At 36.5% G+C, this 22,240-nt stretch carries 21 protein-coding genes and 1 tRNA gene; 13 read left to right on the top strand and 9 right to left on the bottom strand.

All coding sequences use genetic code 11. From position 1 onward, the window contains the following. Window position 1: 1 nt before the first annotated feature. From yidD to CHB58_RS06400, 4 genes are read left to right on the top strand one after another with little or no spacing between them, the layout of a single operon-like run. On the top strand, window positions 2-211 hold the full coding sequence (yidD, locus tag CHB58_RS06415; protein ID WP_089323285.1) for a membrane protein insertion efficiency factor YidD: 210 nt from the start codon (window positions 2-4) through the stop codon (window positions 209-211). A gap of 36 nt (window positions 212-247) precedes the next feature. Continuing rightward, window positions 248-1,753: a membrane protein insertase YidC gene (gene yidC, locus CHB58_RS06410; RefSeq protein ID WP_089323284.1), complete on the top strand. Its 1,506-nt coding sequence runs from the start codon at window positions 248-250 to the stop codon at window positions 1,751-1,753. A gap of 3 nt (window positions 1,754-1,756) precedes the next feature. Beyond that, window positions 1,757-3,031, top strand: a complete 1,275-nt coding sequence (locus CHB58_RS06405; RefSeq protein WP_089323283.1) for a hemolysin family protein — start codon at window positions 1,757-1,759, stop codon at window positions 3,029-3,031. Next, window positions 3,028-4,278 carry a hemolysin family protein gene (locus tag CHB58_RS06400; protein WP_089323282.1) on the top strand — a complete coding sequence of 417 codons (1,251 nt, stop codon included), beginning with the start codon at window positions 3,028-3,030 and terminating at the stop codon, window positions 4,276-4,278. The genes CHB58_RS06405 and CHB58_RS06400 overlap by 4 nt, the downstream gene beginning before the upstream one ends. Here CHB58_RS06400 and CHB58_RS06395 read toward each other — a convergent pair. Together CHB58_RS06395 and proB are read right to left on the bottom strand one after the other, a co-directional pair. Next, window positions 4,275-5,495: a diguanylate cyclase domain-containing protein gene (locus CHB58_RS06395; RefSeq protein ID WP_089323281.1), complete on the bottom strand. Its 1,221-nt coding sequence runs from the start codon at window positions 5,493-5,495 to the stop codon at window positions 4,275-4,277. The two genes, CHB58_RS06400 and CHB58_RS06395, sit on opposite strands and share 4 nt — an antisense overlap. 59 nt (window positions 5,496-5,554) lie before the next feature. Beyond that, window positions 5,555-6,625 carry a glutamate 5-kinase gene (gene proB, locus CHB58_RS06390; RefSeq protein ID WP_089323280.1) on the bottom strand — a complete coding sequence of 357 codons (1,071 nt, stop codon included), beginning with the start codon at window positions 6,623-6,625 and terminating at the stop codon, window positions 5,555-5,557. A gap of 100 nt (window positions 6,626-6,725) precedes the next feature. Here proB and CHB58_RS06385 point away from each other — a divergent pair, with 100 nt between their 5' ends. Then, complete coding sequence (locus CHB58_RS06385) at window positions 6,726-7,427, top strand: ATP-binding cassette domain-containing protein (protein ID WP_180706451.1); 702 nt, start codon at window positions 6,726-6,728, stop codon at window positions 7,425-7,427. A gap of 2 nt (window positions 7,428-7,429) precedes the next feature. Here the strand turns inward: CHB58_RS06385 and CHB58_RS06380 are convergent. The 4 genes from CHB58_RS06380 to CHB58_RS06365 form a co-directional block, all read right to left on the bottom strand. Beyond that, window positions 7,430-7,506 (bottom strand) — tRNA-Met (locus tag CHB58_RS06380). A 74-nt stretch (window positions 7,507-7,580) separates the two neighbouring features. Next, window positions 7,581-8,720, bottom strand: coding sequence for a glycosyltransferase (locus tag CHB58_RS06375; RefSeq protein ID WP_089323278.1), 1,140 nt, complete (start codon window positions 8,718-8,720; stop codon window positions 7,581-7,583). Continuing rightward, window positions 8,707-11,049: a glycosyltransferase gene (locus CHB58_RS06370; protein WP_089323277.1), complete on the bottom strand. Its 2,343-nt coding sequence runs from the start codon at window positions 11,047-11,049 to the stop codon at window positions 8,707-8,709. The genes CHB58_RS06375 and CHB58_RS06370 overlap by 14 nt, the downstream gene beginning before the upstream one ends. Beyond that, a complete protein-coding gene (locus CHB58_RS06365; protein ID WP_089323276.1) occupies window positions 11,042-11,758 on the bottom strand; it encodes a DUF2334 domain-containing protein in 717 nt (238 codons plus the stop codon). Before CHB58_RS06365 ends, CHB58_RS06370 begins: the two co-directional genes overlap by 8 nt. Window positions 11,759-11,880: 122 nt before the next feature. Between CHB58_RS06365 and CHB58_RS06360 the strand changes: the two genes are divergently transcribed. Further along, window positions 11,881-12,666, top strand: a complete 786-nt coding sequence (locus tag CHB58_RS06360) for a site-specific integrase (protein ID WP_089323275.1) — start codon at window positions 11,881-11,883, stop codon at window positions 12,664-12,666. Here CHB58_RS06360 and CHB58_RS06355 read toward each other — a convergent pair. Beyond that, window positions 12,583-13,338, bottom strand: a complete 756-nt coding sequence (locus tag CHB58_RS06355; protein WP_089323274.1) for a segregation and condensation protein A — start codon at window positions 13,336-13,338, stop codon at window positions 12,583-12,585. The two genes, CHB58_RS06360 and CHB58_RS06355, sit on opposite strands and share 84 nt — an antisense overlap. 4 nt (window positions 13,339-13,342) lie before the next feature. Further along, entirely contained in the window at window positions 13,343-13,744 is a 402-nt protein-coding gene (locus CHB58_RS06350; RefSeq protein ID WP_089323273.1) for a CBS domain-containing protein, read from the bottom strand. 160 nt (window positions 13,745-13,904) lie between these two features. Here CHB58_RS06350 and mraY point away from each other — a divergent pair, with 160 nt between their 5' ends. Together mraY and CHB58_RS06340 are read left to right on the top strand one after the other, a co-directional pair. After that, window positions 13,905-14,981 (top strand): phospho-N-acetylmuramoyl-pentapeptide-transferase, encoded by a 1,077-nt coding sequence (mraY, locus tag CHB58_RS06345; RefSeq protein ID WP_089323272.1) that lies wholly within the window; start codon window positions 13,905-13,907, stop codon window positions 14,979-14,981. A gap of 61 nt (window positions 14,982-15,042) precedes the next feature. After that, window positions 15,043-15,426 carry a TraR/DksA family transcriptional regulator gene (locus CHB58_RS06340; protein WP_089323271.1) on the top strand — a complete coding sequence of 128 codons (384 nt, stop codon included), beginning with the start codon at window positions 15,043-15,045 and terminating at the stop codon, window positions 15,424-15,426. Window positions 15,427-15,454: 28 nt separating this feature from the next. Here the strand turns inward: CHB58_RS06340 and speD are convergent, their stop codons facing one another. Then, window positions 15,455-15,856 (bottom strand): adenosylmethionine decarboxylase, encoded by a 402-nt coding sequence (gene speD / locus CHB58_RS06335; protein ID WP_089323270.1) that lies wholly within the window; start codon window positions 15,854-15,856, stop codon window positions 15,455-15,457. Between the two features lie 229 nt (window positions 15,857-16,085). Between speD and CHB58_RS06330 the strand changes: the two genes are divergently transcribed. From CHB58_RS06330 to CHB58_RS06310, 5 genes are read left to right on the top strand one after another with little or no spacing between them, the layout of a single operon-like run. Then, window positions 16,086-16,499, top strand: a complete 414-nt coding sequence (locus tag CHB58_RS06330) for a metal-dependent transcriptional regulator (protein ID WP_089323269.1) — start codon at window positions 16,086-16,088, stop codon at window positions 16,497-16,499. Further along, window positions 16,477-17,598: an aminofutalosine synthase MqnE gene (mqnE, locus tag CHB58_RS06325; RefSeq protein WP_089323268.1), complete on the top strand. Its 1,122-nt coding sequence runs from the start codon at window positions 16,477-16,479 to the stop codon at window positions 17,596-17,598. The genes CHB58_RS06330 and mqnE (CHB58_RS06325) overlap by 23 nt, the downstream gene beginning before the upstream one ends. Beyond that, window positions 17,598-18,701 carry an aminofutalosine synthase MqnE gene (gene mqnE / locus CHB58_RS06320; protein ID WP_089323267.1) on the top strand — a complete coding sequence of 368 codons (1,104 nt, stop codon included), beginning with the start codon at window positions 17,598-17,600 and terminating at the stop codon, window positions 18,699-18,701. The genes mqnE (CHB58_RS06325) and mqnE (CHB58_RS06320) overlap by 1 nt, the downstream gene beginning before the upstream one ends. A gap of 31 nt (window positions 18,702-18,732) precedes the next feature. Further along, complete coding sequence (locus CHB58_RS06315) at window positions 18,733-21,231, top strand: cation-translocating P-type ATPase (protein WP_089323266.1); 2,499 nt, start codon at window positions 18,733-18,735, stop codon at window positions 21,229-21,231. Further along, a complete protein-coding gene (locus CHB58_RS06310; RefSeq protein ID WP_089323265.1) occupies window positions 21,216-22,211 on the top strand; it encodes a sodium:calcium antiporter in 996 nt (331 codons plus the stop codon). The genes CHB58_RS06315 and CHB58_RS06310 overlap by 16 nt, the downstream gene beginning before the upstream one ends. Window positions 22,212-22,240 lie beyond the last annotated feature (29 nt).

Below are 22,240 nucleotides of genomic sequence, written 5' to 3'. Positions count from 1 at the left end.
AATGCTTGGAGAGATAGTTATATCTTTAATAAAAGCTTATAAGAGGTTAATTTCTCCAATTCTTCCTAAGAGTTGCCGTTTCTATCCTTCCTGCTCCGATTATGCTATCCTTTCCATTGAAAAATACGGTGTGTTAAAAGGAAGTCTGAAAGCTTTCTGGAGAGTGTTAAGATGTAACCCTTTTTCTAAAGGCGGTGTAGATTATCCTTAAGAGTCTAAAATTTTATTGCGATAGGAGTTGGTGACGATGGCAGGTTCTGATAAAGGGCAGAATAATAAGTTGATACTCATCATACAGGTTGTTGCTGTTACATTTTTGATGTTTGCTATCTTTAGCAGGCTAAATAAAAAACCTGAAAATGTTGCTGCTGCAAATAAAACAGTTGAAGTTGTAAAAACAGAAAATAGTTCACAAAAACTTATAGATTTTCCTTCTGTTAAAGGTGAGGGAAAAGTTGTTAAAGTTGATACTCCTCTTTACACTGTAACAATTTCTACTATTAATGGTAACATAAGAAGTTTTTATGTGAAAAAGTATAGAGCTGAGCTTGTTTCTGATAAGGCTAAAAAGTTGGGAGTATATCCTTTAACAACCGTTGCAGATAGTAAGGATACTACAACACAACTACTTTCTATGGAGCTTTCCTCTTCTTCTCTTTCTGTTAAAGTTGAAAAGGAGAAAGAGATTCTTACACTTGAGGGAAAACTTTCTGACGGAAGGATTTTTAGAAAGCAGTTTACCTTTTATCCAGATACTTATGCTATTGATGTGAAGGAATCTCTTGAAGGTGCTAAACTTTCTGTGTTGGTGGGACCGGACATAAAGGTGAATGAAGCCCATACATCCAGGATGGGACATATAGGACCTGTGGTTGAGCTTTCAGATGGAAAGGTGGAGCGGATAGATATTAAGAAGCTTAAAAATATATCTTTTCCATCTGTAAGATGGGCAGGTGAAGAAGACAAGTATTTTTTAATGGCAGTGAAGGATAACAGCTTTTCAGTTGATATAACATCTTTAAATGGTTCATCTATTGTAAAAAACAGGATAGCTTCCTATAAAGCATTTTTGGGTCCGAAAGAGCTTTCACAGCTTGAAAAACTTGGAATGGATAAAGCCATAGATTTTGGAATGTTCGGTTTTCTTGCAAAACCTCTTCTTAAATTTTTCCTGTTTTTACATCGTTTTATTCCTAATTACGGTCTTGTAATAATTGTTCTTACTCTTATCATAAAGCTTTTAATGCATCCGCTTACTCATAAAAGTTATGAGTCTATGAAAAAGATGCAGGTGCTTGCACCTAAAATGGAAGAGATTAAGAAGAAGTATTCTGAGGACCCTAAAAAGCTTAATGAAGAGATGATGAAGCTTTATAAGGAAACCGGTGTAAATCCTATGGGTGGTTGCCTTCCTATGCTTCTTCAGATTCCTGTGTTTTTTGGACTTTATGAGATATTCCTGAATGCAGTTGAGCTTAAAGGTGCAGGTTTTTTATGGATTAAAGATCTTTCTACCCCTGACCCAACCTATATGCTTCCTATTCTTATGGGACTTTCAATGATTCTTCAGCAAAAGATGACACCAACGGCTAACCCTGAACAGCAAAAGATTTTCTATATTATGGCTATTGTGTTTACTTTTATGTTTGCAAACTTTCCTGCCGGTCTTGTTTTATACTGGTTTACAAATAATCTTATTACAGCCATTCAGAACTTTATAATAAATAAGATGATTCACCATAAGGAAAATTAAAGGATGGACCCTGGCAGTAGTAGTGCAGTTTTTGTAGAAATTCTTATTCTTCTGTTTCTTATAGGGCTTTCTGCCCTGTTTTCCGCTTCTGAAACTGCCTTTTTCTCCCTTAATAAATTGCGGGTGGAAAGGCTTGCTCTTTCAGGGGATAAGATTGCCAAGGATATATATAACTTCTTGAAAGATCCTGCTGAACTTATAGCTACCATACTTATAGGTAATGAGATGGTAAATATTGCCATTTCCTCTACGGCAGCCCTTCTTTTTATAGACCTTTTTGGAGAAAAAGGGGTTGCTTATGCGGTTCCCTTCTCGGTTATTACCCTTCTTATTTTTGGAGAGGTGACTCCTAAGACATTTGCTGTTAAATATAATGAGAAGTATGCGTTTTTTATTGTAAGGTTTATAAAATTTATCTCTCTGCTTCTTTCCCCTGTAAGGATAGTGCTTCTTGGTTTTGTTTCGCTCCTTCTTAAGCCCTTTGGTATTGAGCTTTTTAGTGAACAGAGTGTAGTTTCTGATGAAGAGTTTATGATTTTGGTGGAAGAAGGGGCAAAGGAAGGTATTATTGCCAAAGAGGAGAAGGAGCTTATAGACAGAACACTTGACCTTGATGATAGCGATGTTAAGGAGATAATGGTTCCAAAGCATGAGGTTTTTGCTTTTCCTGCAAATATGAAAGTTAAGGAAGCTATTGAAAAAATAAAAGAGAAACGGTTTTCAAGAATACCTGTTTACGGTAAAAGCCTTGATGATATTAAGGGTATTCTCTTTACAAGAAGAATAATTCCTCTTCAGTTGAAAGAGGAGGATTTTGAGAAGCCTGTTTCAGAATTTATTGATGAGCCGTTTTTTGTCCCGGAATTTAAAGAGATAGATGTTCTTCTTGAGGAGATGCAAAAAAGTAAAAGACACTTTGCTGTGGTTGTTGATGAGTATGGTAATACGGTTGGAATAGTTACCCTTGATGATATTCTCTCTTCTTTAATAGGGGAAATTCCTGATGAAAAAGATATTGGCGATAGGGATTTTGAGAAGATAGGGACTAACAGATACAGGGTTGATCCAAGTGTGAGTATAGAAGATTTTAAGGATTTTTTTGGTATTGATGAAATAACTGAAGAGGAAAAGGATGTTGATACGGTAGGTGGTCTTGTTATGAGAATTCTTGACAGAATTCCTGTTGAAGGTGATGAGATAAATTGGTGTGGTTTGAAGATAAAAGTGGAGAAGATGGAAGGGAATAGAATTAAATCTCTTATTGTGGAGAAAACGTGAGTATTTTTTATATTCTGGCTATTTTTTGTTGTATCGCTTTTGAGGCGTTTTTTTCAGGAAGTGAGATAGCGATTATTTCTGTTAGCAGAGTTGAACTTAAAAAGAGATTGAAAAAAGGTGATAGAGCAGCTGTTCTATTAAATGAACTTTTAAAAGAACCTGAAAAGATACTTGCAACGACGTTAATTGGAACGAATGTAGCAACGGTTACGGCTGCTACTTTATTTACAACCTATATAGTGTCATATTATGCAGATATTTATCCATTTGTTAGAGAATATCCTGAACTTTTTACTGTTATTTCTCTTACTCCTTTAACTATAACTTTTGGAGAACTTATACCAAAAAGTTTATTTCAAAAGTATTCAGATAAAATAGCATTTAAAATAGTGTATCCTCTCTATTTTTTTCACAGGATTTTTAGACCTCTTGGAATGCTGGTTACTTTTGTTGCTAAGCTCTTAACCGACCTTGTTGGAGATAGATCAACTAAAAATCCGTTTGTGACAAAGGAGGAGCTTGAGCTTCTTGTGGAAAGTGCTTCTCGTTCCGCTTTTGAGAAAACAGAGAGAAAAATTCTTAAAAATGTTTTACGTTTAAAGGAGAAAACCCTTGGAGATATTTATGTTCCTCTTGTTAATGTTGTTGCTGTAAATTTAAATTCAAGAGTTAAGGAAGCTTTAAGACTGTTTAATAAAACTGGCTTTTCCAAGCTTCCTGTTTATAAAGAGAGGTTTGATGATATTGTAGGTTATATTCTTATTACCGATCTTCTTGATGTTGACGATAAATATGCTTCGGTTAAAAGATTTATGAGGCCTATTTTAATACTTCCTGAGTATATGAATCTGCTTGATGCTATGAAAGAGTTTAAAAAAGCAAAAACACAGATGGCTGCTGTTGTTGATGAATTTGGTTCCACTCTCGGGATTGTGACAATTGAAGATATACTTGAAGAAATTGTTGGAAAGATTGATGATGAATTTGGAAGTTTTGAATCAAAGGTAAAAAAACTTTCTGACGGTTCTTTAATTGTGGATGGTAATATAGAAATAGCGGAGGTAAACAGGTTTTTAAAGACTTCTCTTCCTGTAGATGGTGATTATGTGACGGTAGCAGGTTTTATTTTAAAAACTCTTGGAAGATTTCCGAAAAAGGGAGAGGTAATTAAATACCATAATGTTGAACTTAAGATTGAAGATGTTGAAAAAAAGCGTATAAAAAAAGTGAGAATTAAAGAACACTAATCCTTTTGCTCCTCTTTTTTACATTTTTTACAGGAGTACATTTTTTTGTCGGCTTTTATTATCGCTTCATCAGCCTCTTCAGGGTGCTCTATAATTTCATATCCGATAGAAACTGTAAGATCAAATGGTAGCTGAAAATCCTTTCTTGCGTTCTTTACGTTCTGTTCTATACGAGATATTATCTCTTTGGCTTCTCTTTCAGAAATTCCAGGGAGAAGTATTACAAACTCATCTCCTCCGATTCTTGTTACCACATCATTTCTTCTTACAGCAGATTTTAAAGCCTGTCCTACTGCGTATATTGCTTTGTCTCCCATTTCATGACCGTACTTATCATTAATCTTTTTAAGATTGTCCATATCAACCAGGATAAAAGCTACAGGTGCTATTTTTAACTCTTTGATTTTTTTTATTTCTTCATCAAGAACGTATCTGTTATAAAGACCTGTGAGGTTATCATGATAAGCTTTCCATCTTATAGATTCTGACATTGCAATTTCAAGCAGTTCCCTGCAGGTTTCTTTCGCAAGTTCAATCAGCTGAAGTATAAGTTTTTCTTCTGTTGTTCCTTCGATGTTTTCTTTTTGTGAAAAATTACCTGCCACAATATATTCTATTGCGTTTGCAATATCATAGGTGTATCTACATTCAGGTTTAATTTTCTTAAGGGCTATTTTTATTTCAAGAGTTTTCATAAAACGGTTCAGAATGTTTATCAGCCCATCTTTTCCCTTGATTTCTCTAAAAAAAACATCTTTATGATGCTCTGATATTGCATATTTTCTGTTTAGGAATTCATTTTCAGCAATTTTCAAAATTTTATCTTCTGCTATATTAGCCTTTTTTGCTATTTCAATTAGTGTTCTTCTTCTTCTTCTTGAAAAACTTGCAAAACCTATTGAGCCTATTGCGGCTCCTATGAAAGTTTCTTCTATGCGAAGAGGTATAACAAAAACGAGTTTTCCTATTGGGCATTTTTCTGTAAAAGGTTCTTTACTTTTTTTTGCTTCCTGAAACATCTCTTTTATAAATTCTTGACACACTTGAGGCACTTTCTTTGTTATTATGTTGCATACCGGAGAAGGATTGGTGGTGGTAGAGTACCTCTCTTCCATATTGTTGTCAAAGATTTTAAAGGAACCACCAATGGGGAAAATAAATTTTTCAAGAGTTTCCCCTATTTCGTTATATGTTATAGGTAATGTCTTTTTTTCCATTGCTTCCTTGTAATTTTGTTTGTATTATCGGCTGAAGGTGAATTATATCAGTTATCCTTTTAATCCTCAATTCTATCAATAAAAACCATATCGTCTCGGTGGATACATTCTTTGTTAAACTCTGAGAGTTCTGTACTGTTGCATTTTACTATGCCTTTGAATAGAAGTTTTCCATCCTCTGAGAATACAGATACAACGTCTCCTTTATGAAATACCCCTTCCACTTTCTTTATGCCTTTGGGTAGAAGGCTTTTTCCCTTTTCAAGAACAGCTTTTTCCGCTCCTTTGTCTATAAAGAGTTTCCCTTTTGGTTCTTCAAGGTATAGTATTCTGTAACTTTTTGCTTTAAGCTTCTTTTTAGGAAGAATAAGGGTGCCTTTTTTCTCTCCGCTTAGTATTTTGGTGGTTATGTTTTCTTCCTTTCCGTTTGCAATTATTACAGGAATACCTTTTCTTGCTGCTTTAAATGCTGCTTCTATCTTGGTCCACATACCTCCTGTCCCAAAGGAGGATTTTCCGTTAAAGTTGCATGTAAGTTGAAGTTGATTTATGTCGTCAACAACATCTATCTTTTTTGCATCACTAAACAGGTTTGGGTCTTTATCAAATATTCCGTTAGTGGTTGTTAACATTATTAAAAGGTCTGCTTCTACAACGACAGATACGTGTGCTGCCAGGTTATCGTTGTCTCCGATTTTTATCTCCTCAACTGAAACTGTGTCGTTTTCGTTTACAATTGGAATTACTTTCAACTTAAAGAGAGAATTAAAAGTGTCTTTAGCGTGGATAAATCTATCTTTTGACCTTAAGTCTTCAGCTGTAAGGAGAATTTGTGCTATTTTCTCTCCGTGCTTTGCAAAAGCTTTTGTATATTCTGCCATAAGGTATGGTTGTCCTATGGCTGAAAGTGCTTGCTTCTCCTGAATAGATTTTGGCTTTCTTTTAAAGTTTAAAAGTTTTATTCCTCCAAGAACAGCTCCAGAGCTAACAAGAACAACTTCTTTCCCCTGCTGTTTTATTGTGGATAGCTCATTTGCTATTTTATCTATAAAATTTCTGTTTAATCCATCCTCTCCTGCTAAAAGCTGGCTTCCAACTTTTATAACAATCCTTTTTACCTGTTCAAACATTTTTACCTCTTGAAAGGAAATGCGGTTTTACTATGAGATAACATTTTTATCAAATTTAAGGTAAACTTAAAAATCTAAATATATGTGGAGGTGTGAAAAATTGGCGCTGCTTGAAGTAAAAAATCTTTCGGTTACCTTTAAAAATGATGGGATTTTCTCTTCAGAGGAAGTTAAAGCTGTAAAGAACGTAAGTTTTTCGTTAAAAAAAGGTGAAGTTCTTGGAATAGTTGGACAGAGTGGCTCTGGAAAGACCACTATTGGGAGGGCAGTTCTTGGTCTTATTCCTTATGAAGGGAAGATAGACTTTAAAGGTAATAGAATATCCTGTATGTTTCAGGATCCCCTTGCTTCTCTTCATCCATACCTATCTATAAGAAAACAGCTTCTTGACATAGTGCCAGATGAAGAAAGGATAAGAAATCTGTTTAAAAAGTTTAACCTTGATTATGAAATTATCGGTAAAAAGAAACCTTCTCAACTTTCAGGTGGTCAGAGACAACGGGTAATTATTATCAGGTCTCTTTTAAATGAGCCTGACCTTATAATAGCTGATGAACCGATTTCAATGCTTGATGTTACTCTTAAGATGTGGGTTTTAAAAGCTTTGAGAGAGCTGAAAGAAACTTATGGATTATCCATGCTTTTTATAACTCATGACCTGCTTACTACAAAGTATGTGTGTGACAGAATAATGGTTATGAAAGATGGAGAAGTAGTTGAAGAAGGAACACTTGAAGAGATTTTCACAAGTCCCAAGAAGGGTTATACAAAAGAGTTGCTTGAAGCTATACCTAAAGTTTAAATTGGTTGCGGGGGCGGGATTTGAACCCGCGACCTTCGGGTTATGAGCCCGACGAGCTACCAGACTGCTCTACCCCGCGTCAATTGGTAACCAATAATATAGGCTTCTGTTTTTCTGTGTCAACGGGGTAGAGGTTCTTATCTATAGATATTTTTATATAAAAGCAGGTTTTTTGCTGTTTCTTAAAACGTTGTTATATACCTCCAGCAGGTTCTGGAATGTCTTATTCCAGGAAAATTTTTCTTTGATAGTGTTAGAAATAAAGTATCTGTAAGGTGTTTTGAGCAGTTTTTCTGCGTGGATTATGTTTCTTATAAATTCCGTTACATCTTCTGCAAGAAGATTTGGATTGACGGCCACTTCTGGTAAAGATGCAGTGTTAAATGCAACAACAGGCAGACCTGCTGCCTGAGCTTCTATAATTGCAAGCCCAAAAGTTTCAGCTTTTGAAGGTGTGATGAAAATGTCACAGCTGCTGTAGATGGTGGATAGCTTGTTTCTGTCCTTTATGTATCCTAAGAAAGTTGTGTTTTCCTGCAGTTCCTCTTTTAACTTTTCTTCGTCTGGTCCGCTTCCTGCGATTATAAGATGGTACTTTTCTGGAAACATGGAATCAAGTTTCTTGAAAATCTGTACAAGCTCAAAGATGTTTTTGTCTGAAGAGAGCCTTCCTGTGTAGATTAAAAGTGTTTTGTTTTCGGGAATGTTGTATTTTTTTCTAAAGTCTGGGTCTTTTCTATCAGGGGAAAAGTTTTCTGTATCTGTTCCAAGATAAACGGTGTATGTGTTTTCTATGCCTATTCCTTTAAGATAACTTTTCATATATTGTGAAGGGGCTATTACGATATCAAAATCTTTATATTCCCTTCTAATGTATCTTCTTATAAGGTGGCTTATCTGCTTGCTGTTACTTTTTAGGATGGATTTTATGCTTTCTTCAACATTGGCATGGAAAAAACCAACCGTTTTATAGCCGTGTTTTTTACTGTGTTTACATATCCACTTTGGCAGAAGGTAGGGTGAACCTACTTCAACAATATCAGGTTGTTCCGCTTCTATGATGTGTAAGATTTTACGTTTCTCTATCAGTAATCTGTAAGGTTTCCAGAAAGGGATAAGTGGAGATTTTATGAAGTATTTTTTGCCGTTTTCCACTTTGTCTTTGTCTGACGGAAGCAGCATCACATGTTCTGTGTCTGAGTTTTCTAACAGATACTGGTGTTTTTTATCAAGGTATGTTTTAACTCCTCCGCTTTCGCAGGCGTAAAAGTGGGTTATATCAAACAGTTTCATAGATTACTCCTTCAAGAAATTCAATCTCTTCCTCTTTTCTTTTAATCTTTCCAAGAGACATGGTTTTTATGACTTCAAGTAGAAGCTTTTTGTACTCTTTATCCTTAATGTAATAAAGTGCATTTGCTCTCATCTTTTTATAAAACATCTCGTCATCAAGAAGTGTTTTTATGAAGTTTATGTATTTTTCTACGCTGTTGTTTTCAACTACAAATCCGGTAACTTTATGAATAACGTTTTCCTTTGATGCTCCTTTGTCTGAGACAAGGACAGGCAGGCCGCTTGCGTAAGCTTCAAGGATGACGTTTCCAAAGGTTTCTGTTGTGCTTGGGAACAGGAAAATATCCGCAGAAGCATAAGCTGTGGAAAGTGCCTCTTTTTCAAGGTATCCTGTGAAGATTACATTTTCTGCCTTTCTTTCCGCTTCTTTTCTGTAAGGGCCATCTCCCACAATAATGAATTTCACATCTTTTTTATCTTTCATTCTTCTTGCAACTTCAATGAAAACATCTATCTCTTTCTCCTTTGATACTCTGCCCACATAGAGAACCACCTTTTCACCTTTATATGATGGGTCAAACTTTTTAAAGAAATCCGGTTTTCTGTATTTTGGGTTAAACTTTTGAAGGTCAACACCTCTTTGAAACACCTCAACAAGTTCTTCTTTAACACCATTTTCTACCAGCACATTTTTGTAGCATTGTGATGGAGAAAGAACTTTTGTTGAACTGTTGTAAAAAGCAGATAAAAGTTTCCATGTTATATCTTTTGCTATGTGGTCTTCGGTGTATTTGTAAACATACTCTGGAATGTCTGTGTGAAATGTTGTTACAAAGGGTAGGTTCAAGATTTTTGCCACAAGAAATGCAACTATCCCGAGTACTCCAGGTGTTGCTGCATAGATAACATCAAAGTTTTCTTTCTCTACATAGTCAAGTATTTCAAGAAAGTTCGGGATGTTTATAGGAATCTCTTCATACTCTGGAAGAGGGAACGATGCTATCGGCCTGAAAACTTTAAGATACTCATCCGATTCTCCTCTTGCATCTGTAACGATAACTTTAAGGTTAAGTTTCTCCTCTTTTGCTACATCTATGATTTTCTGGTAGGTTCTTGCTACACCGTTTATTTCAAAGAAAGTATCGGTGAAACACGCCATTTTTCCTTCAATGTGTTGCTGTCCTGTCAGGGCAAAGTAAAGTTCTTTTGATTTGTTCTTTTCAAGGGCTCTCTGCCAGTAGGTAGCAGCATAAGTTGCCATAGGTAGAAGGGATAATACGCTTAATCCAAGAGAGGATGTTAGTGTTGAGAAAGTGATACTTTCTTCCTTTGTTATTCTACCGAGAGCATAGGGGATTAATGAGTTAACAAATGAGTAGATTCTGGCATGAACATTGTCTTTTGCGTCTTCGTAAGTGTTTCCCATTATCTTTTTTATAAACTGTTCACTTTTTCCGTTTTTGATAAATTTTGATATGGAGAACTTTTTCTCATTACCATTTTCAATATTGAAAAGATTGCAGAATATATGTTTGAATTCTCCAAGGTTATACTTCTGGTTTGCTCCCTGAAAAGCTATGTTCATAACTGTGTGGGTTAATCTTTTTGGTGAGCCGTGTATCCCTGACGGCAGGGTTCTGCATTCAGCTATTGCTAATTTTAAATCTTCAACGGTTTCTCCGGCTTTAACAAAGGTAAAAGTTTTACCTGCATCAAGCCCGCTGTGGTCATCTGAACCGCCGATGAAGGAGATTCTTTTCCTTTTTCTTTTCAGAAAGCCGTGTTTGTCTGCGAGTTTAAGAATGTCATCCCATTTAAATTTTAGAGCGACTTTTGCAGTTAGCACAGCTGAGAGTCTTGACCTTGTTCCGTTATAGATTTCCCATGTGTCAAATAGGAGTAAAAATTTTTCAACGTGCTCTTTGGAGAGCTTCCCAACCATATCGTAGAAGGGATGGGCAAGTGCAAATGCAACATTTTGTTGATTGAGATAGTCAACAAGGTCGTAAACGTTTTCTTTTAGCTTCTGAATTTCACGGTGGATTTCTTCATTTATATCGTAAGCAAGTACATGGATTTTACATCTATCTTCAGGGAAATATGCAGTTATCTCTTCGCTTATAAAAACGTTGGGCAGGTGGGCTATTTCAAGGCACCCGTCAATTGAATCGTGGTCTGTAAGTGTAAAAAGGGTCATACCGCTTTCCATAAGTTTTTCGTAAAGCTTTATCGGCTGGGAGTAACTTTCGCATATACCGAGTTTTTTTGATAAAAATCCTGCAGGTCTATTTGATGCTGTTGAGTGAAGATGCATATCCACTTTAATCATTTTGTCCCCCCTTTGCTATTTCGTTTAAAAATTTTTCCTGACCGACTGCTTTAAGGTCGTTGATAGCCTTTTTTATCAGATTAACCTTTTCTGTATTATCAATATCACAGGGATGGATGGCGATTCTTACAGCTTTTAAGAATCTTGCGTAAAGGTCTGTCTGAAGTAGAAACAGTTCTTTTGATAGCCACTGAATCGGCTCTCTGCAGCTGAACGTTACAACAGGTGAAAACTGTTTCTGCTCATTTTTAAGGTTGAAGACGAAGTATCTGTTTGTTGCAAATTCAAATCCTTCCTCTTTTAATGTTTTTATGGTGCTTTTCTTTATAAGCCATGCAGGAGGGATGAATCCTTTAGGTCTGATTCCAATCTCCTCCAGTATCTTTTTTCCTTTCCTCAACCTTTTTTTTAACTCCTCTTCTGAAAAAGAGATAAATTCTCCTTCATTTGATGTGAAAAGTTTCATCGGAGAGAGCTTGAAATACTCCTTCCCTTTGTGGGTATATCCGTGAAGGACAGGCTCTCCGTTAGAAACCAATTCCTGTATCTCCTCTTTTATCTCTGTAATGGTTTCCCCCCTGTGATAGTTGGGAATTAGCAGATAGGTTATTTTTTCTATTCCTTCTTCCATTAAAAGTTCCTTTATCCGCTTAACCTTTGAAAGAGAACTTTTTGTAACATCGTGTATTGAAACGTTGAAAAATTCCATCTCATTCCTTTTACACCGCTCTTTTCCTAAATCTTATTTGCGATATTCTTAACCTTCAATTACATTTTCTTAACGTTTGGGTATAATTCTTCTGTTTCAGAGTTTTTAAAAGGAGCGAATATGTGAATAAGATTGAGGAATTCAGGAAATATTTGCAGGATAATGGTTATTCTAAAAGCTCTGTTTCCACATACATAAGAGCGGTTGAAAAGTTTTATCTTTTTTTAAAGTTTTACGGCTTTACTGAGAAGAAGTTTGATGAAGAAAAGCTTGTCTCTTTTCTTTCTTCCACATATAAAACAAGAAAGAGCTTATACACTGCAGTTTCAGCCATTTCAAGGTATCTTTCTTTTGTTTTTAAAAAGAGGGTAAAAATAGGGTTTGATGAGATTTTTGTTGATGATTTCAGGGAATTTAAAGAGATTTCCGATGAAAAATTTTCAGAAATTCTTGAAATGGTAGAGAAAAGAAGGAAAAAAGATTTGAAGTTTGCCCTTTATCTGATTCTTTTTCTCGGCTTAAAACCTTCGGAGATTGTAAAAATCTCCACCTTTCGTCTCAGTTTCTTTGGAAGAGTGCCTGCAATAGATGAAAACGGTATAAAAAGGCTTATAGTTGATGACAGGCTTTTAAAAATCATTAAAGAGATGGAGGATGAGAACGGAGTTGTTAGGTTCAAGGTAAAACCTGATAGTTTAAAGGTTGTGTTTTTTAGAATTGTTGGAAAGGAGTTTTCTGTTAACGATTTCAGGGAAAATTACGCTTATAGACTTTTGAAGAAAGGGCTTCCTGTTGATATTGTTGTTGAATTTTCACAGGTTCCTTTAGATAGGGTTTCCTACCTTTACAGGGTTCTCACTCTCAAGAGTAAGCAGGAGATTATTGGTGAAAAGCTTACAGACTTTTGATACAACTATTTCCTCTCCCTGCTGACAGACTGCTGCCTCTCCCATTTTACAAAGTTCAAGGATTGCAAGGAAATAGACTATAACTTCAAGCTTGCATGATGCTTTCTCTGAAAGTTCAGAAAAAAGAATCACATCTTTTTTGTTTAAAACTTTTCTCAAGTATTCAATTTTTACTGATACTTTAAACTTTTCACTGTTAAGGGAGATACCTATCGGCGGTTTTTCCTCTTTTCTTTCAAGAAGTGATATGAGAGCATTTTTAAGGTCTTCCACAGTGTTGTCTATTTTAATTTTATCCTGAAACTGGAAAACTATGTCTGCAGGATTGTTTGAAAACTTCTCCGCCTGAATATTTTCAAGTTCTTCAAGTTTTTTAACGCCTTTTTTTATTTTAAGATACTCTTCTATCGCCTGCACTATCGCTTTTCTCGGGTCGTAATCGTCATCTCTGGGAATAAGCATTTCAGATTTAATTTTTGCAAGTGTTGCCGCCATCACTATAAATTCAGAGGCAAGAGGAATATTAAGTTCTTTCATCGTTTCTATGTAGTTTAAAAACTCTTCTGTAATCTCTGAAATCGGAATATCGTAGATACTTACATCTTTTTTCCTTATGAGATAGATTAAAAGGTCAAGGGGCCCTTCAAAAACCTCAATATCAACTCTATACATGTTTTTAAATGCTCCTTATAGCACCTACGAGATTGGCAAATTCTGTAACAAGAAGCTCAAAAATGTCGTCAATGGAAATTATACCTTTCAATTTACCGGTTGTGTCAACCACAGGTATTCTTCTTATTCCGTGATTGCGAAACTTTTTTGTAAGCTCAAATATTCCATCATCTTCTGAGATGGTTATGACTTTAGGGGTCATTATCTCCTTTACAGGTGTTTCAGGTGCTTTTTTGAAGCCTCGTATAGCAACGTCCCTGTCTGTGATTATTCCTATAGGTTTATCATCTTCAACTATCACGACACATCCTACATTTTTTGAGTAAAGTTTTTTCACAACAGACTCTAAAGTTTCGTCTGGAAAGGCTGTTACAACATTTCTAACCATTATCTCTTTTATCGGCATAATTTCCCTCAAAAATTGGTTTTTCCCTAATTAAATTTATCGGAGTTTACTGGGATTTTCCACCAATCACTTCTCTTCCTTTTTAAAGGTTTTCTTGTTTGAAAATGTTTTAAAAAGTATAGAATTACTCTTCAAAGTTTTGTAAGTTCAGGGGTGTTTAATGTTTTACTGGCTGTTTTATGCTGTTTTAGGCATTAACCTCTTTAAATACATAACGTTCAGGCTTTTGTATGCCACAATGACAGCTATTGTTGCCGGCTTTTTCATATATCCCAGGCTTAAAAAGTTTCTTGATGGTATGCAGTTTGAGCAAACAATTAAAGAGTTTATGCCAGAAACTCACAAAAAGAAGCGTGTTCCCACAATGGGTGGAGTGCTAATTCTTTCTGCGTTTACTCTCGCTGTGATTTTGTGGAACAGGCTGGATAATCTTTTTGTCTGGCTTGTTCTTTTTTCAGCTGTTGGGTTTGGTCTTATAGGCTTTGTTGATGACTATATAAAGGCGAAATTGAAAAATCCTGAAGGGCTTTCAGAGAAGAAAAAGCTGATATGTCAGATTATAGTTTCTTTTACAATTGCCGTAATTCTCTATGCTTCAGGTTTTTCAACAGTTCTTTACTTTCCGGTTTTTAAACATCTTCATTTAAATCTTGGAATTTTGTTTATTCTGTGGGTCATATTTGTGATAGTGGGAGCGTCAAATGCTGTGAATCTTACAGATGGTCTTGACGGTCTTGCAATAGGTCCTGTTATAACAACTTCTCTTGTTTTTCTTGTTTACGCGTACGTTGCAGGTCATGCAAGGTTTTCAAGCTACCTTCACCTTCCCTATATTTCCGGAGCCGGTGAGCTTTCTATAGTTTGTGGAGCGGTTATCGGTGCTTCTCTTGTATTTTTGTGGTTTAATACCTATCCAGCTGAAGTTTTTATGGGTGACGTTGGTTCTCTTGCACTTGGAGCTATTCTTGGAACAGTTGCGGTGATTGTTAAGCAGGAGTTTGTTCTTGCGATTGCCGGCGGAGTTTTTGTTATGGAGACAATCTCGGTTATCATTCAGAGACTTTATTTCAAGTACACAAAAAGGAGATTTGGTGAGGGAAGAAGAGTTTTCCTGATGGCACCTATCCACCACCATTTTGAGAAAAAGGGCTGGGAAGAACCGAAAATTACTGTAAGATTCTGGATAATATCTATCCTCCTTGCTCTTGTTTCTTTAAGTTTCTTAAAAATTCGCTGAATTGTTGACATTATTGATAATTGTTTTTACATTACCACCAAAATGGATGGAGGATACTCCGATGAAAGGGAATAAATGTTTGACTCCAGAACAGCTAAAAGAGCTGAAAGCGATTCTTGAAGAGCGCAGGAAAGAGCTTATAGAAGATATTAAACGAGGAATATTGGAAGAAGCAAGCAGTGAAAGAGAGGTTGGAGACCTTGTTGATATGTCAACAGAAGAGATTTTGAGAACTTTTGAGATGAGAATCAGAGACAGAGAGGCAAAATATCTTAAGAAGATAGAAAAAGCTTTAAGGAAGATAGAAGAAGGAACTTACGGAATATGTGAGGAGTGTGGAAAGTGTATCTCTTATGAAAGATTGCGATTAAGACCTGTAGCCGAGCTTTGTATAAACTGTAAGTTGAAACAGGAGAAGCTTGAAAGGAAATTTGAAGCAGAATAAAGGAGGGGCTTTCAAGCCCCTTCCCAATTTAAGCTTCTACTGAATAGTTTGAGGAAGCAAATTCTACCTCCTCACTTTCATCAATCACCCCTCTAAAGTGGACCTCTTTCTCCACTCTTTCAGGGTTTAGTTTTTCCATAATGTAGTCAAAAGCTTTAAACGCAAGAGAATGGTCACCGCAAGTGTAAACATCTATCGCCACATAGCCGTGTTCTGGCCAGGTGTGGAATGACAGGTGGGATTCTGATATTACTATTACCCCTGTAGCACCGTGGGGGTAAAACTGATGAAAGTGAGAAGATAGTTTGTTGAGGTTTGCTTCTTTTACAGCACCCTCAAAAATTTCAGCCATTCTGTCGGCTGATTTTAAGATTTCTGGATCACATCCGTACATGTCCGCTACAATGTGGACGCCGAGAGTCTTGGCCATTTCCACTCCTCCTTTAGAACGATTTTCCCAATCAAGGCTGGTTTGCCTCCTGAAAGTTTTAGGGTTGCAACCTACAATTATATGCTAAATAGCCACAGGTGCAATTTTAAAAGGGGAAATTTTAAAAGTTTGGTTAAGAAAATGGGATTTGTTGGCAGCGGTATTGCTTTAATTTGCTCAACTTCTGGCTGTGTTAAAATTAAATCAATTAAACTGACAGGATTTAACTATGGAAGAGAAACTACCTCCCCGTCTTGAAGATTATCTTGAAACGATATATCTACTTGAGATAGAAAAAGGTGTTGCAAGGGTTAAGGATATAGCCTCTGAAAGGGGCGTCAGAATGCCAACTGTTTCTGATGTGTTGAAAAGGCTTTCTGAGAGAGGATTTGTTGATTATGAGCCTTACGGAACTGTAAAAATCACTTCTAAAGGAAGGTTGTATGCTGAGCGGTTGCTGGAGAAGCACAGGATTCTTGAAGAGTTTATGAGAGAGATTCTTAAGCTTCCTGATAATCTTGCAGAAACGGAAGGTTGTTTACTTGAGCACCATTTAAGTGGTAATACGGTAGAACGTATAGGGAGATTAACACAATTTTTAAAAGAGAAAGGATTGATAGATGAGCTTGAGAGAAGATATTGAAAGGTTTGCAGAGGATAGAGATCTGCTTAAGATTTATGAAAAGATAGAATCTGGTGAACGGCTTGATTTTGAGGATGGTTTAAAACTTTTTGAGACCACAGATATTCTTACACTCGGCAGACTTGCTTCTTACGTTAATGAGAAAAAGAATGGAAAACTTGTTTATTTTGTTGTTAATAGACACATAAATCCGACTAACATCTGTATAGGAAACTGTAAATTTTGTGCTTTCAGAAAAGATAAAGGTGATGAAGGGGCTTATGAGCTAACGATAGAAGAGATTTTGAAAAAAGCCGGTGAGTATGTTGATAAAGGGATAACAGAGATTCACCTTGTTGGCGGACTTCATCCTGACTGGAGTTATGACTACTATCTTGAGATGATTAGGGAACTTCACAGAGCCTATCCAGATATTAACATTCAGGCTTTTACTGCAGAGGAGATAGACTATCTTTCCAGAATAGGTAAGAAAGATGTGGAAGAGGTTCTGTTTGACCTTGTAAGGGCGGGACTTGGTTCAATCCCTGCCGGTGGGGCAGAAATCTTTAACAGTAAAATCAGGAACTCTTTGTGTCCTGAAAAACTTACAGCTCAAAGATATCTTGATATTCATAAAACTGCCCACAGGTTCGGTTTAAGGAGCAACGCTTCCATCCTTTACGGGCATGTTGAATCTTACAGGGACAGGGTGGAGCATCTTCTCATGCTTAGAGAAGCTCAGGATGAGACAGGTGGCTTTCAGGCTTTTCTCTCTTTTGCTTACCATCCTGAGAATACGGCTCTTGGCGGGAAGAAAACTACAGGGTTTGATGACTTAAAAATGCTATCTGTGTCAAGGCTTTTACTTGATAATTTTCCTCATATAAGGGCTTTCTGGATAATGCTTGGCGAAAAACTTGCTCAAACTTCTCTTTTCTTTGGTGTTGATGACCTTGACGGAACTGTTGTTGAAGAAGAGATAACCCGCTGTGCAGGTGCGGATACCGGAAGTTATATGCCTAAAAGCCGTCTTATTAAGCTTATAAAGGAAGCCGGTAAAATTCCCGTGGAGAGAGACTCTGTTTATAACGTTGTTAATGTTTACTATGGAGAAGAGTAATGGATAAGGTAATCAATTTTATTAAAGATAAGAAGTTGATTTCTGTGGCAGAAAAGATTTTTTCGGGAGAGCGGCTTGATTTTGATGATGGTTTAAAGCTTTTTGAAAGCAATGATTTGCTCTCTATAGGGTATCTTGCATCCTATGTTAATGAAAAGAAAAATCAGGATAGGGTCTATTTTAATGTAAATGTCCATATTACGCCTACAAATATATGTATCGGAACGTGTAAATTTTGTGCTTTTAGAAAAGACAAAGGGGATGAAGGTGCGTATGAATTAACGATAGAGAAAATTCTTGAAAAGCTTGATTCCTTAAATCTTGATGGAGTTACAGAGGTTCACATAGTCGGCGGTTTGCATCCTGATTGGGGGTATGAATACTATCTTGAAATGGTAAAAAGGATAAAGGAGAGGTATCCTTTTATTCAGATAAAAGCTTTCACTGCAGAAGAGATAAAGTATATAGCAGAAAGAGGTGGTAAAAGTGTAGAGGATACTTTAAAGGAGTTTAAAGAGGTCGGGCTTTCTTCAATGCCAGGTGGCGGTGGAGAGATTTTTAATCCTGAAGTGAGAAGTAAGCTTTGTCCTGAAAAGATTTCAGCGAAAGAGTATCTTGATATTCATAAAACTGCTCACAGGCTTGGCATAAAAACCAATGCGACGATGCTTTTTGGGCATGTTGAATCTTACAGAGATAGGGTGGAACATCTTCTTATGCTTCGTGAAGCTCAGGATGAGACGGGCGGTTTTCAGGCGTTTATTCCCCTTGCATTTCATCCGATAAATACAAGGATAGAGGGGGCTGATTATACTACTGCCGTTGATGAGATAAAAACACTTGCCGTTTCACGGCTTCTCCTTGATAATTTTGACCACATTAAAGCTTACTGGATAATGTTAGGTGAGAAGGTTGCACAGCTTTCGCTGTTTTACGGTGTTGATGACCTTGATGGAACTGTTGTTGAAGAGGAGATAACACAAGCGGCAGGAGCTAAAGCAGGAAAATATATGCCTAAAGAGAGACTTATTAGACTTATAAGAGAAGCTGGCAAAACACCTGTTGAAAGAGATGCTCTGTATAATATAATTAATGTATATTAACAAAAGCTTATCTTTCCTGTCAGGAGGTTTTATGTCCTTTTTTCATTCCCTTTCTGTTGATGAAACCCTTAAAAAATTAAGAACTTCTTTAAAAGGTTTGGCAACCAGTGAAGTTAAGGAGCGCTTGAAAGTTTACGGATATAATGCCCTTAAAAAAGAGGAGATAAAAAAGTGGCAGATATTTCTAAGACAGTTTAACAACCCGCTTGTTTTTATACTTATAGGTGCTGCTGTATTAACAGCTTTTATGGGGCATGCTAAAGACTCCCTGATTATCGTTTTTATTATTCTTTTTAACGGTATTCTTGGCTTCTGGCAGGAGTTAAAGGCTATATCTTCAATGGAAGCGCTACAAAAATTAGCGGAAGAGAGAACCGTTGTTTTAAGAGATGGAAAAGAGGTTGAAATTCCTGTTTCAGAAGTTGTTCCCGGGGATGTAGTGATTCTTGGTGAAGGGGATGTTGTTCCTGCAGATATAAGGCTTGTAAAATCAACAGGCCTTCTTGTTGATGAGGCGATACTAACCGGAGAGTCTGTTCCTGTTGAAAAGAATGCTGATGTTATTCATAAAGAAGATACTCCGATTTATAAAAGGGAGAATGTTGTTTTTAAAGGAACTGTTGTTGTAAGAGGTAAAGCTTTAGGTGTTGTTTTTGCTACAGGAAAAAATACAGAGATAGGGAAGATAGCAGAAAGAGCAAAAGAGTCATCTCCAGAATCCCCTTTAACCCGTGCTCTTGAGAGTTTTTCAAAAAGATGGATGCTTGTCCTGTTTCTTATTCTTGCTGTTATTCTTGTTGTTGCTGTTCTTGAGAAAAGAGACATCTATGATGTTATTATGCTTATTATTGCTGAGCTTGTTTCTGCTGTTCCTGAAGGGCTTCCACTTGTTGTTACTTTTGTTCTTGTGATAGGTGCTGTTTATCTTTCAAAAAAGAAAGTTCTTGTAAAGTATCTTCCAGCCGTTGAAACCCTTGGAAGTTCCACCTATATAGTTTCAGATAAAACGGGGACTATAACAGAGGGAAAGCTGAAAGTTTATTCCACTTTTGCCATTGATAAAGAGGAGCTTTATAACGTTGCAGCGTTGTGCAACGATGCTGATATTGACAGAGGAGATCCTCTTGAGATTGCACTACTTAAGTGGCTTGAGGAAGAGGGGATTAACTGGAGACTTTTAAGGCAGAAAGCTGTTAAGCTGTGGGAGTATCCTTTTGATACAAAGAGAAGGCTTATGGCGGTGGGTGTAGAAATTGATGGAAAGAAACAGGTACTTGTAAAAGGAGCGTTTGAGTCACTTGTTGAGCTTTCTTTGAAAGATGAAGCGGTTGAAAAGCTTTCAAAACTTCATGATGAACTTGCCTCTCAAGGATTAAGGGTTCTTGCTTTTGGTGTTGCTGATGTTTCTGATGATAAATTTTCCATAGATAATCTGACAATTAAGATTGTGGGACTTGTAGGTTTTATAGACCCTCCGAAAGAAGGGGTTAAGGAAGCTGTAAATACTGCAAGAAAGGCAGGAATAAGGGTGTTGATGGTTACAGGAGATAATCCTGCCACTGCAGCTGCTATAGCACGTTCTGTTGATATTCTGAAAGAAGGTGAAAGGGTATTAAAGGGAACGGATATAGACAAAATGAGTGATGGGGAGCTTCTTGAAGCATTAAAAAACACTGCTGTTATTGCAAGGGCAACGCCTGAGAATAAATACAGAATTGTAAGGGTCCTTCAAAGTGCAAAAGAGATTGTTGCTGTTACAGGTGACGGTGTCAATGATGTGCCGGCTTTAAAAGCTGCTGATTTAGGAATTGCCATGGGTGGAGGTAGTCAGGCTGCAAGGGAAGTAGCAAAAATGGTTATTACAGACAACAATTTATCTGTAATAGTTGAAGCTATTAAAACAGGAAGAGAAATTGCCAAAAACATAAGAAAAGCTATTTACTATCTTGTTTCCTGTAGTTTTGGAGAGATTTTTGTTGTTACTTCAGGATTTTTCCTTAATCTTCCACTTCCACTTCAGCCTGTTCAGATTCTATGGATAAACCTTGTAACTGAGGGTGTTCAGGATAAAACGTTTGCATTTGGGAAAAGTGATAAGGATCCTATGAATGAAAAACCTAAAAAGCCTGAAGAGGCTTTTTTTGATAAAAAACAGCTTAAAGATACTGCGTTTGCGGCGGTTTTAATGGGTGTTCTTGTTGTTGCTGTGTTTGTATATCTTTTAGGTCACGGTTCTTATGAAAGAGCAAACACTGCAGCTTTTACATCTCTTGCTGTTATTCAATGGTTTAACGGAATTCAGTCCATCAAAGAGAAGCCGTTCTTTGCAAATGTTATAGAAACTTTTAAAGTAAATCCGTATATGTTCCTTGCTATATTTGCAGGTTTTGCTCTGCAGCTTGCTGCCGTATATCTGCTTTCGGGAGTGCTTAACACTGTTCCCCTTGCTCTTACCGATTGGGGCTACATACTTGCCAGTGGTATTGCATTCTTCTTAATGATAGAGGTGAAAAAATGGTTCTCTACATAGCATTTTTTGCCCTTGTTGTTCTTGTGTTTTATTCAGGAAGAAATCTATTAATTTACGGAGATATTTTAGCTGATAAGTTTAATCTTGGGAGGAGTCTTTTCGGTGTTATTTTCGTTGCTTCAATTACATCTCTTCCTGAACTTATTACAGGTATAAGTTCTGTTACAATAGCTAAAAGTCCTGATATTGCTGTAAGTAACATCTTTGGAAGCTGTATGTTCAATTTTATGGTGTTTGCGTTTGTTGACTTTCTTCTTGAAGATACTCCGATGACAAAAAAGGTCCATCACGGTTTATCTCTTTCTGCGGCTTTTGGAATTATTCTTATAGGAATTGCTATGATGCCTTTGTGGCTTAAAAAAGAGCTTACTTTAGGCTGGTTCAGTATATTTTCAGTGCTTATTTTGGTTGTATATATGATTGCTATCTCTGTTACTTCTTCCTACGAGAAAAGAAGAATGAAAAAGATGATAGAAAAGACCGTTTATGAGATAAAGGAAGAGGCAATTTCAAAGAAAGAAGCGGTTATTCAGTATATTATTCATAGTACTGTAATAATTTTTGCCGCAATGTTACTTCCTTATCTTGGGAAGCTTATAGCTATAGAGACAGGGATAGGAGAAAGCTTTATAGGTGGAATTCTGCTTGGTATAACGACATCTTTGCCAGAGATAGCCGTTTCTATGCTTGCTGTAAAGATGGATATGGTTGAAATGGCTGTTTCAAATATTTTAGGCAGCAATATTTTTAACATATTTACTCTTACGGTGGATGACCTGTTTTTTACCAAAGGTTCTATTTTTGTCCATGTAAGTCCTGATCAGGGAGTTCTTGCAACGGCTTCTATAATAATGGCTGCCATTATAATGATAGAGCTTATATACCGTTCTGAGAGAAAAGCTCTGGGGCGTTTTGATTATGAATCCCTTGCTATAGTTGCAGTGTATCTTTTCACGTTTATTTATATAGGAACAAGGTAGATTAAAAACCTGCCTGATATCAGGCAGGT

Source organism: Desulfurobacterium atlanticum (assembly GCF_900188395.1).
Lineage (GTDB): Bacteria > Aquificota > Aquificia > Desulfurobacteriales > Desulfurobacteriaceae > Desulfurobacterium_A > Desulfurobacterium_A atlanticum.
The sequence above is the reverse complement of the archived record's forward strand: the minus strand, read 5'-3'. Positions and strand labels throughout refer to the sequence as shown.

Coding starts and splice junctions, on each gene's coding strand:
- yidD (WP_089323285.1), top strand. CDS start 2: ATGCTTGGAGAGATAGTTATATCTTTAATAAAAGCTTATAAGAGGTTA.
- yidC (WP_089323284.1), top strand. CDS start 248: ATGGCAGGTTCTGATAAAGGGCAGAATAATAAGTTGATACTCATCATA.
- CHB58_RS06405 (WP_089323283.1), top strand. CDS start 1,757: ATGGACCCTGGCAGTAGTAGTGCAGTTTTTGTAGAAATTCTTATTCTT.
- CHB58_RS06395 (WP_089323281.1), bottom strand. CDS start 5,495: ATGGAAAAAAAGACATTACCTATAACATATAACGAAATAGGGGAAACT.
- proB (WP_089323280.1), bottom strand. CDS start 6,625: ATGTTTGAACAGGTAAAAAGGATTGTTATAAAAGTTGGAAGCCAGCTT.
- CHB58_RS06375 (WP_089323278.1), bottom strand. CDS start 8,720: ATGAAACTGTTTGATATAACCCACTTTTACGCCTGCGAAAGCGGAGGA.
- CHB58_RS06370 (WP_089323277.1), bottom strand. CDS start 11,049: ATGATTAAAGTGGATATGCATCTTCACTCAACAGCATCAAATAGACCT.
- CHB58_RS06365 (WP_089323276.1), bottom strand. CDS start 11,758: ATGGAATTTTTCAACGTTTCAATACACGATGTTACAAAAAGTTCTCTT.
- CHB58_RS06355 (WP_089323274.1), bottom strand. CDS start 13,338: ATGTATAGAGTTGATATTGAGGTTTTTGAAGGGCCCCTTGACCTTTTA.
- CHB58_RS06350 (WP_089323273.1), bottom strand. CDS start 13,744: ATGCCGATAAAAGAGATAATGGTTAGAAATGTTGTAACAGCCTTTCCA.
- mraY (WP_089323272.1), top strand. CDS start 13,905: ATGTTTTACTGGCTGTTTTATGCTGTTTTAGGCATTAACCTCTTTAAA.
- CHB58_RS06340 (WP_089323271.1), top strand. CDS start 15,043: ATGAAAGGGAATAAATGTTTGACTCCAGAACAGCTAAAAGAGCTGAAA.
- speD (WP_089323270.1), bottom strand. CDS start 15,856: ATGGCCAAGACTCTCGGCGTCCACATTGTAGCGGACATGTACGGATGT.
- CHB58_RS06330 (WP_089323269.1), top strand. CDS start 16,086: ATGGAAGAGAAACTACCTCCCCGTCTTGAAGATTATCTTGAAACGATA.
- mqnE (WP_089323268.1), top strand. CDS start 16,477: ATGAGCTTGAGAGAAGATATTGAAAGGTTTGCAGAGGATAGAGATCTG.
- mqnE (WP_089323267.1), top strand. CDS start 17,598: ATGGATAAGGTAATCAATTTTATTAAAGATAAGAAGTTGATTTCTGTG.
- CHB58_RS06315 (WP_089323266.1), top strand. CDS start 18,733: ATGTCCTTTTTTCATTCCCTTTCTGTTGATGAAACCCTTAAAAAATTA.
- CHB58_RS06310 (WP_089323265.1), top strand. CDS start 21,216: ATGGTTCTCTACATAGCATTTTTTGCCCTTGTTGTTCTTGTGTTTTAT.